General features: G+C 71.0%; 6 protein-coding genes and 1 pseudogene. 3 read left to right on the forward strand and 4 right to left on the reverse strand.

From position 1 onward, the window contains the following. Positions 1-48: 48 nt before the first annotated feature. Complete coding sequence (locus tag AB0M47_RS31680; protein ID WP_363420531.1) at positions 49-1,425, forward strand: hypothetical protein; 1,377 nt, start codon at positions 49-51, stop codon at positions 1,423-1,425. A 121-nt stretch (positions 1,426-1,546) separates the two neighbouring features. On the opposite strand, the gene AB0M47_RS31685 is transcribed toward AB0M47_RS31680, so the two are convergent. Genes AB0M47_RS31685 through AB0M47_RS31695 form a run of 3 tightly spaced genes read right to left on the reverse strand, consistent with a single transcriptional unit; the run spans position 1,547 to position 6,465 of the window. Next, positions 1,547-4,666: a BTAD domain-containing putative transcriptional regulator gene (locus tag AB0M47_RS31685; protein WP_363420533.1), complete on the reverse strand. Its 3,120-nt coding sequence runs from the start codon at positions 4,664-4,666 to the stop codon at positions 1,547-1,549. 36 nt (positions 4,667-4,702) lie between these two features. Further along, on the reverse strand, positions 4,703-5,569 hold the full coding sequence (locus AB0M47_RS31690; protein ID WP_363420544.1) for an aldo/keto reductase: 867 nt from the start codon (positions 5,567-5,569) through the stop codon (positions 4,703-4,705). Then, positions 5,569-6,465 carry an NAD-dependent epimerase/dehydratase family protein gene (locus AB0M47_RS31695; RefSeq protein ID WP_363420535.1) on the reverse strand — a complete coding sequence of 299 codons (897 nt, stop codon included), beginning with the start codon at positions 6,463-6,465 and terminating at the stop codon, positions 5,569-5,571. The genes AB0M47_RS31690 and AB0M47_RS31695 overlap by 1 nt, the downstream gene beginning before the upstream one ends. Positions 6,466-6,536: 71 nt before the next feature. Between AB0M47_RS31695 and AB0M47_RS31700 the strand changes: the two genes are divergently transcribed. Continuing rightward, the gene (locus AB0M47_RS31700; protein WP_363420537.1) at positions 6,537-7,463 is read left to right on the forward strand and encodes a LysR family transcriptional regulator; all 927 of its coding nucleotides are present in this window, start codon (positions 6,537-6,539) and stop codon (positions 7,461-7,463) included. A 42-nt stretch (positions 7,464-7,505) separates the two neighbouring features. Here AB0M47_RS31700 and AB0M47_RS31705 read toward each other — a convergent pair. Further along, positions 7,506-8,354: pseudogene (locus tag AB0M47_RS31705) on the reverse strand (EamA family transporter); the annotation flags it as partial. 27 nt (positions 8,355-8,381) lie between these two features. Between AB0M47_RS31705 and AB0M47_RS31710 the strand changes: the two are divergent. Continuing rightward, entirely contained in the window at positions 8,382-9,347 is a 966-nt protein-coding gene (locus tag AB0M47_RS31710) for a LysR family transcriptional regulator (protein ID WP_363420539.1), read from the forward strand. Positions 9,348-9,412: the final 65 nt, after the last annotated feature.

Below are 9,412 nucleotides of genomic sequence, written 5' to 3' on the forward strand. Positions count from 1 at the left end.
CGGAACCGGGAACCGCGTCCCCTGTTGGTCGACCGACTTGAGGCAGGCATGAAGCATCGCCGACCGGTACGCAAGCCCCTTCTCCTCGCGCTCGCCGCCACCGCCGTCGCCACCATCACCGGGTTCGCCCTGGTCGCGGCGCTGTCCGGGGCGGCCACGCCGGCTGCCGACAACCAGGGTGCGACGAGCCCGACGAGCGACGCGCCACCGCTGGATCCGAGCCGGAGCCCGAGCGCCGCAGTGAGCGCAAGTCCGTCGGCGGCGGCGAGCACGGGTCCGTGCGGCCGGGTGGCGTCGGCGAAGCCGGTCGTGAAGGTCACGACGGTGAACGTCGGCGTGTCCGTCAAGGGCTACGGCGGCGAAGGAGACACCGAGCCGTTGCCGATGGCGATCGCCGCGACCCCGTCGGGCGGGTCATGGCTCGCCTGGCTGGGCACGAACGGCAAGGTCTACCTGGGCAAGCTCGGCTGCGACGACAAATTGATCGGTACGCCGACCAGCTTCACCGGCATCGACCTGCAGGACGTCCAGGCGGACGCAACCGGGGGCGTACTGCTGTTGACCCGGCGCGGCGACTGCAAGACGGGACCGCTGTGCGGCGGCACGTCGAGCCCGTGCAACACGATGCACATGATCCGCTTCGACAACAACGGCAAGCAGGTGTGGGAGCGGCAGGTCACCAACTTGACCGGCAGTCGTGGCGGGTACGACGACGGCGCCCGGTTCGTCTGGTGGTACCAGCATCACGGGCGGCTGGCCTCGGACGGCAAGAACTACGCGGCGTACTTCGGGGTGGCGATCACCGTCCAGAACGGCTCCTGTGTGGACATCCACGAGGGTGACCGGATGCAGGTGGTCGGCCCGTCCGGGTCGCTGATGTCCGGGCACGACAGCTTCGAGGTCGGCTGTAGTCACGCGTGGACGTCCCGGATCGTCTGGGATCCGCGGACCAGCCACTTCGTCACCGTATGCGCCACCGACAACGACTGCCGCATCGCCCGGCCGAATCCCTATCGGACCATCGCCAAGGGAACCTGTGACGGCACCCTGTTCGGCGGCGACCTCGTGCTCGCCAAGTCCAAGGGCTACTGGACCGCATGGAGCCAGGGCGGCCAAGCGCGCCTCGAACACTTCACCACCGGCGCCTCCGACACGACCGTGAAGACGTCCGCGTCCACCCGCCATCCGCATCTCGTGAGCTACGGCAGCGGCCGCATGCTGCTCGCCTGGTCCTCCGGATCCTCGCTCGCCGCGCAGGTCTACGACTCCGGTACCGGCAAGACCGTGGGCGTACGGTTCACCATCGGGGTCAAGGACCACGACTACCTGGCGCTCAAGGCGTACGCCGACGGCAGCGTCGCCTATCCGGCTGCGGGCGGCAGCACCACGATCAAGATCGCGCGGATGCTGCCGCTCGCCGGTTGATCTTGTGGCGACGCCGTCACCTGGGGCGTCGCCACAGCTCGGGCGAACCGCCCCCGTGGCAGCCGACCGAGGATCGAATGCTGGCACGGGTGGCCCATACACTTCCCACACACGCGTGTGGTCACCGCCGCAGGATCGCGGTCAACCGCGACCGGCATTGCTCGATGCCGGTGTCGTCGCAGATCTGCCAGGCGCGTTGGGCGTATTCCAGCGCCGACGCATGCCGGCCGGCGGCGACGTCGAACTCGGCCAGGGTGGTGAGCGCCTTCGCGACGAGCGCCTGAGAGTTCTCGGCCTCGGCGACGGCCAGCGCCTGCTGAGCATGGTCGCGCGCCGACTCCCGCCGGTTCTGGCTGTGCTCGATCTGGGCGAGTGCGTCGAGCGCGTCGCTCTCGATGTACGGAGTCGAGATCTCCCGGGCGATCGTGATCGCCTCCAGCGCCAGCGTGTGGGCCTCGGCAAGGCGGCTCTGCAATCGTTCGACGTGCGCGAGAATGATCAGGGCAACCGATCGATGGCGCTCGTCCCGATTCGCCTGGGCCAGGGCGACCGTACGCCGGGCGTACTGGGTGGCCTCGGTCAGCCTGCCGGCCCGCAGGTGCGTCTCGGCCAGCCCGGCCAACGGCGACATCGGACCGGCCGCGTTCGACAACTCCTCGTGCAGCGTGACCGACCGCAGGAAGTATGCCTCCGCCTGGTCCAACCGGCCGAGGTCGAGCTGGATCAGCCCGAGGTTCGCGTGAGTGAACGCGACGGCCATGACGTTGTCGGTCGCCTCGAAGAGCTCCATTGCCCGTTCGAGGTCCTGGCCGGCTCGCCGCGGGTCGCCGCCGGCCAGCCGATATCCGCCGAGGTTGGCCAGCGCGACGCCCAGGAGGGCCGAGTGGTCGGACTCCGAGTCGGTGACCGACTCCAGAAGCTCGATGGCTGTCTGTTTCTCGCCATGGTCCCCGTAGTTGGTGGCGAGCGACACGGCGGCACGGAGTTCGCCGCCGCGCCAGTTCGCCTCCCTCGCCAGTCGTTGAGCGTCCTTCAGGTGCGCGACCGCCTCATCGGGGCGACCTTGCAGCAGCGCCGCGTTCCCGATACCCAGATGCATCGAGGCCTGAGCGGCGTCATCACCTTCAGCGAGCGCGGCCGCCATCCCAGCCGCTCCCACGGCCCGGGAGGCGGCGTGGTCGGGCCGATGCGGGAAGTAACCGCGCAGCAGGTCGGCCAAGCGCCAGGCGATGTCGGCCGGCCCGTGCTCGGCGGCGTGCCGGCACAGCGTTACCAGATTGTCCTGTTCGGACTGGAGCCAGCTCATCGCGCGGGCGACGTCGAGGTCGTCCGGATGTGGGCGGTCTGCCGGCGTGAGGTAGCTGCCCCATGGGGTGACCTGCGACACCGCCGAGGCGGTCGCGCCGATGTAGAAGTCGGCGAGAGCCCGGTACGCCGCCGCGCGTTCGGCGGGCGTCCGCTCGCGTTCGGCGACGGCGACCGCGTACGCCTTGACCAGGTCGTGGAGCAGGTAGCGCCCGGGTGAGCCCTCGGCGACGAGGCTCGCCTGGACGAGGCGGTCCAGTGCGGCCGCTGCCTCGGGCACGTCGATCGCGATTAGCGCGGCGACGGCCTCGGCGGTGACCGTCGCACCGGGATGCAGCGAGATGAGGTGGAACACTCGCTGGTCCGATTCGTCAAGCAATGCGTAGGACTGCTCGAAGATCGCCTCCATCGCCCAGGCGCCGTCGCCCTCCACCGAGAGCCGGCGGAGTCGGTCGGCGCCGCGCAAGCCGTCCACCATGTCGGCGACGGATCGCGTCGGATCCGCCAGCAGGTTCGCCGCCGCGATGCGGATGGCCAGCGGTAGGTGACCGCACAGGGCAGCGAGGTCGGCCAGTGCGGTCTCCTGCCCGGCGACCCGGTTCGGCCCGAGGATCGCAGCCAGCAGAGCGACCGAGTCCTCGTCCGGCAGCGGCGACAGCGCCAGCAGCCGGGCGCCCTCGGTGACCACCAGCCCGGCGAGGCTGTCGCGGCTCGTGATGACGGCCAGCGATCCACGCCCGGTCGGCAGCAGGAGGCGTACTTGGTCGGCGACGCGGGCGTTGTCCAGGAGCACCAGCAGACGTAGGTCAGCCGTCGTGGCGCGGTAGAGCGCGGCGGCCTCGTCCGCGTCGACCGGGATCTTGTCCGGCGGCACGCCGAGTGCCTTGAGGAGCCCGCTCAACGCGGCGATCGAGGTGACCGGCGGGCTCTGCCCGAAGCCGTGCAGATTGAGGTAGAGCTGGCCGTCGGGGTAGTCCCTCGCGTGCTGATGCGCCCAATGGACGGCGAGCGTCGTCTTGCCGACTCCGCCCACTCCGGCGACCGCGCTGATCACCACGGCTCCGCTGCCGGCCGCTGCGGCGATCACTCGGTCGAGCTCAGCCATCTCGTCGCTGCGGCCGATGAAGTCGGGCAGGTCGCGAGGCAGGTACCGACGCTGCGGCTCGGCCGGAGCCGCCGCGACCCCGGCGTCCGATCCCAGGATCTGCCGGTGCAGCACTTCGATCTCGGGGACCGGCTCGGTGCCGAGTTCGTCGGCGAGTCGTTGCCGCAGGTCGCGGTAGACGGCCAGGGCCTCCGGCTGGCGGCCGCTACGGTAGTGCGCGAGCATGAGCTGGCCGGCGAGCTTCTGCCGCAGCGGATGCTCCGCGAGCAGGGCTGCGATGTCGGGCTGGAGTTCGCGATGGCGGCCGAGGCCTAGGTCGATGTCGAACAACGCCTCCGACGTGTCGACGCGCAGGTGATCGAGGCTCTCCGCCTCCAGGTCGGCGAACGCGCCGTTGATCCCGGTCAACGGCCGTCCGCGCCACAGGCTCAACGCCTCGCGCAAGGTGCGTGCGGCTTCCGCACCCGCCTGCCGGCGAGCCTGAGTGGTCAGCTGGCGAAATACGGCGAGGTCGAAGCACTCGTCCGAGACGTCCAGCCGGTAGCCGCCAGGCCGCCGCAGGATCAGATCCCGGCCGGCCGCCTCGCGGAGCGTCCGGCGTACCACAGAGATGCCATTGTGGATCTGAGTCGTGGCGGTCGCCGGAGCCGCTCCCGCCCACAGCGCCTCGATCATCCGAGCGGTCGGCACGTCGCGCCCGACCTCGAGGACGAGCAGAGCGAGCAGCGCCCGGGTCTGCGCGCGCGGCAGCGTGAGCTGGTGCTCGCCCACGCGCACTTCCAGCGGACCGAGTACACCGAACCACACCGGCGTCGTAGTTCCGTCGCGCATGGCGAAGAACACTACCGTGGCACGCTCAGGGAGCGCTCAGCTGAGGCTGGCCAGCTCCGCCGGGGTCAGGTCCAGGTCCGCGGCCAGCGCCGAGCCGCGCGCGGACTCCGGGCGGCTGGCCCCGGGGATCGGGATCACCACCGGCGCCTGGGCCAGGTGCCAGGCCAGGCACACCTGCTGCGGGGTCACGTCACGCGCCGCGGCGATCTCGCCGAACAAGCGATAGGCCGAGAGCAGCGTCGCGGGTCCGTCGAGTGAGCTGCGGGTGACGCCGCCGAGCGGGCTCCACGGAAGGAAGGCCAGTCCGAGCGCCTGGCACAGCCGGAGTTGGTCGGCGGACTCGCGTACGGCGGGTGAGTATTCGTTCTGCACGCTCACCAGCCCGTCGCCGAGGATCTTCCGGGCTTCCAGGATCTGCGCGTTGTCGACGTTGGACAGTCCGGCCGCTCGGATGGTCCCCGTGTCGAGCAGGTCGCGCAGCGCGCCGACCGAGTCGGCGTACGGGATGTGGGGGTCGGGCTTGTGCAACTGATAGAGGCCGATCGCGTCGCCGCCCAACCGGCGCAGCGATGCTTCGGCAGCCCGCCGCAGGTGTTTCGGGTCGCCGTTGACCGTCCATGATCCGTCGCCCGGCCGGCCACGGCCGCCCTTGGTCGCCACCAGGACATGACTCGTGTCGCCATAGGACGCGAGCGCCTCGGCGATCAACTCCTCGTTGTGGCCCACCTCGTCGGCGTACCAGTGGTAGGAGTCGGCGGTGTCGATCAGCGTGATCCCCGCGTCGAGGGCGGCGTGGATCGTCGCGACCGCCCGAGCCCGGTCCGGCCGGTTCTCGATCGACAGCGGCATCGCGCCCAGGCCGACCGCGCTGATTTCGACGTCTCCGATCCGGCGCGTACGCATCACGCGGCCATCGCTTCCGCTGCGACCGCGGGGAGCCATGCCGCCGCGTCCGGCAGCTTCATCCCGAGGGCCGCCAGCCGGGAGGTGTCCATGGCGTACCAGCGGTCGAAGGCGTACGGGGACGTGCCGGAGGTGTAGCGCGGGGCGGTTTCACCAGCGAGGGCCGCGCACAGCTCGTAGACGTCGAACTGCGCGGACGCCGCGTTGACCGGTCCGGTGAAGTCCGCGCCGACGGCCCAGGTCAGAACCTCGGCGATCTGCCGATCCGTGATGAACGACGACGCGTACACGGTCGTGGGGACCTCGATGGGCTCGTCGCGCCGCAGCCGATCGGCGTAGTAGGCCAGCCGGCCGGTGAAGTCGGCCGCCCCACCGCCCACTACATGTCCACAACGGACAGAAGCCACGGGGAAGGCCGCCCCGGCGAGCACCGCCTCGGCCTGGCGCTTGCCCTCGCCGTACGCCGAATCGCGGAACGCGGGGTCGGACCAGGGCTCGCCGAGGTCGACCGGCCAGGTCGCGAGGTCGATCGTCTCCTCGGCTACCGGCACGCCGAGCGGCGTGGGGAGCAGCCAGGCGCTGGACAGCGGGTCGTAGACCTCGATCGTCGAGGTCATCACATACCGTCCGGTACGCCCGTCGAACACCCGGGCGGCGATATCGGCCTGCCGCGGGGTGTAGCAGACCTGGTCCAGCACGGCGTCGAACGATCGCGACCCGAGCGCCGCCCGCAGGGCCGCCTCGTCGTCCCGGTCGGCCACCAGATGGGTGGTGCCCGCCGGTGCGGCCGCTGAGCCGCGGTTGACCACCGTCACGCGTACGCCCGCGGCCAGCAGCTGCTCGATCACGTGTTTCCCGAAGTACCGGCTCCCGCCGATCACCAAGACGTCCGTCATGCCGTTCACAGTGCCTTGCCACAGTCGCCAGCAGAAGTGATGATCGGCTAACCAGGTCGTAAGGAGAACTGATGATCGACGTCCACCGGCTGCGCGTACTGCACGAAGTCGCCCAGCACGGCAGCTTCAACCGCGCCGCGACCGCGCTGCGCTGCACCCCGTCGGCGGTGTCGCAGCAGATCGCCGCGCTGGAGCGGACCCTCGGTACGCCGGTCGTCCAGCGCAGCACCCGCGGCGTCACGCTCACGGCGTCGGGCCGACTGCTCGTCGAGGCGGCCGAGAACATCACGGCCGAACTGGATCACGCCCGCGCCCGGATCGACCGGCTCACCAGCGGCTCGGTGCGCTTCACCGTCGCGACCTTCGCCAGCGGCGGCCGCCGGTTGCTTCCCCCCGCGCTGACCGAGGTGTGCGCCGCGCATCCCGAGGTCGAGCTGACCATCCTCGAACGGGAACCCGAGGACAGCCTGCCGCTGGTGCGATCCGGCCGCGCCGACGTCGCGCTGGCGTACCACTTCGACGGGCCGCCGCCCGGCCGGGGCGAGCGCTCCGGCCTGATCTGGACGCCGCTCGCGGAGGACCCGCTGTGGCTCGTGCTGCCCGCCGGTCACAAGTACGCCGACGCCTCCGCCGTGCACCTGGCCGACCTAGCCGCCGAACGCTGGGTGCTCGGCTGTCTGAAGACGGCCGACCTCCTCCAGCGGTACGCCACTCTCGCCGGCTTCGAGCTGCGTGTCTCGTGCAGCGCCACCGACTACTTCTTCGCCGCCTCGCTGGTCGCGGCCGGTGTCGGGGTCTCGCTGATCCCGCAGGTGGCCCTCGACCAGCTCCCGCCGGGGCTGGCCGTCGTGCCGCTGGAGGCCCCGCGCCCGGCCCGGCACATCGGCGTCGCCGTCGCCCGCCGCGCCGACCGGCCCGCTCAGGCGTACCTCGACACCCTCACGCGCGCGCTCTTCACCGGCTCCCCCGAGTCCTTCGCCTGGAACGTCCGCCGCTAGCCGGGTCGTCGTCCGGGTGGCGACGGTGACGGCGAGGGCGTTCGCGCCGACCACGATGCCGATGCCGAGCCACACGTGCGGAGCGAGGAACTGGTCCAGCAGGACGAGCCCGGCCAGTGCCGCCAGCACCGGATGGATGCTCATCAGGATGCCGAAGAACTTCGTCGGCACCCGCCGCAACGCGATCAGGTCCGCGGCGTACGGGACGACCGAACTCAGCACACCCGCGCCGACGGCGTACCAGATGGCGATTCCGGTGAGCCGGCCCTGCGCGATCAGGAACCCGGCGATGGGCAGATAGAGCAGGGCCGACACCGACGTGGCCGCCGCCGGGCCTTGGAGGCCGGGCAGGCGTTGCCCGATCATGCGATTGAGCAGGATGTACGCCGCCCAGCAGGCGGCCGCGAGCAGACCGAGCCCGATGCCGAGGTAGTCGCTGGACGGGTCGGGCAGTACGAGGACGTAGACGCCGAGGCTGGCGCCCGCCGCGCAGAGCAGGTCCACCCGGGTACGCGAGCCGGCCAGCGCGACGGCCAGCGGGCCGAGGAACTCCAGCGTGACCGCCAGACCGAGGCCGACGCGGCTGATCGCGGTGTAGAGGCTGAGGTTCATCGTGGCGAAGACCAGCCCGAGCAGGATCGTCGGCCACCACTGGGACCAGGTGAACCGGCGCAGATTCGGCCGGGCCGCCGGCAGGAGGACCGCGACCGCGACGAACTGGCGGACCGCCACGACGCCCGCCGGGCCGATGGCGCTGAAGGCGTGCGCTCCGACGGCCGCGCCGACCTGATTGCTGGCCGCGCTGGCGACCATCGTCGCGAGCCCGCCGATCACCTTGCGTGCACTCACGCCGCCCAGTGTGGGAGCGGCTCGTCCATACGAGAAATGCATCAACCGCGCCACTTATACGATGAGCGTATGAATGAGCGGGCCGACCTGCAGTTGCGGCATCTCGCGGTCCTGGTCGCCGTGGCGGACGCCGGGACGTTCACCGACGCCGCCCACGACCTGGGTGTTTCGCAGGCCGCGGTGTCCCGGTCGATCGCCGCGCTGGAAGCCGCGCTCGGTACGCGGCTGGTCCAGCGGACGACCCGGCAGGTCGGGCTGACCGGCGTCGGCGTTCAGGTGCTCGCCGGCTCGCGACGCGTACTGGAGGAGGTCGGGCACCTGCAGCGACTCGTCGAGCAGGCCCAGACCGAACTGCGCGTGGGTTACGCCTGGGCGGCGCTCGGCAGACACACCCGGCGACTGCAGAAGACCTGGGCGGCGGAGCATCCGCAGACCCCGCTCGTCTTCGTGCAGTCCGGCTCGGTCACCGCCGGGTTGAGCGAGGGGCTGGCCGACGTCGCGGTGGTACGCCGCCCGCTCACCGATCCACGATTCGCCACGGCACTGGTCGGCGTCGAATCCCGGGTGGCGGCGGTGGCGACCGACAACGCCCTGGCCCGGCTGCGCAGCCTGCGCCTGGCCGAGTTGGCCCGCTACACCGTGGCGATCGACGACCGCACGGGCACCACGACCCTCGACCTCTGGCCGCCCGGCACCGCGCCGACCTCCGTACGCCCCACGCACGGAGTGGACGAGTGGCTGACCTTGATCGCGGCAGGCCAGGCCGTCGGGGTGACCTCGGAGGCGACCGCCCACCAGAACCCGCGGCCGGGCGTGGCGTACCGGGCGGTCCGGGACGCCCAGCCGATCCCGGTCCTGCTCGCCTGGTGGAAGGACGATCCGCCGGAACTGCTCGCCGACCTGCTCCGGCTGACCTGCGAAATCTACGGCCGTGCTGAGCCCCCTTCCTTGGGGCTTTCTTTGGGGCTGGATCAGGGTTCCCGGTCGAATCTTGGCCCAAGATTCGGCTCTCCACCGACATGTGTGGGTAGCTGATGTGTCGTAACGCAGCGCACGCCGTTGCTGCTCCTACGTTCTGAGGTGTCTAGATCTCGAGCGGA

Source organism: Hamadaea sp. NPDC051192, from assembly GCF_040682475.1.
GTDB lineage: Bacteria > Actinomycetota > Actinomycetes > Mycobacteriales > Micromonosporaceae > Hamadaea > Hamadaea flava.

Excerpts from the sequence above, each read along its gene's own strand:
- AB0M47_RS31690 (WP_363420544.1), bottom strand. The coding sequence starts at position 5,569 with ATGCGTACGCGCCGGATCGGAGACGTCGAAATCAGCGCGGTCGGCCTG.
- AB0M47_RS31680 (WP_363420531.1), top strand. The coding sequence starts at position 49 with ATGAAGCATCGCCGACCGGTACGCAAGCCCCTTCTCCTCGCGCTCGCC.
- AB0M47_RS31685 (WP_363420533.1), bottom strand. The coding sequence starts at position 4,666 with ATGCGCGACGGAACTACGACGCCGGTGTGGTTCGGTGTACTCGGTCCG.
- AB0M47_RS31695 (WP_363420535.1), bottom strand. The coding sequence starts at position 6,465 with ATGACGGACGTCTTGGTGATCGGCGGGAGCCGGTACTTCGGGAAACAC.
- AB0M47_RS31700 (WP_363420537.1), top strand. The coding sequence starts at position 6,537 with ATGATCGACGTCCACCGGCTGCGCGTACTGCACGAAGTCGCCCAGCAC.
- AB0M47_RS31710 (WP_363420539.1), top strand. The coding sequence starts at position 8,382 with ATGAATGAGCGGGCCGACCTGCAGTTGCGGCATCTCGCGGTCCTGGTC.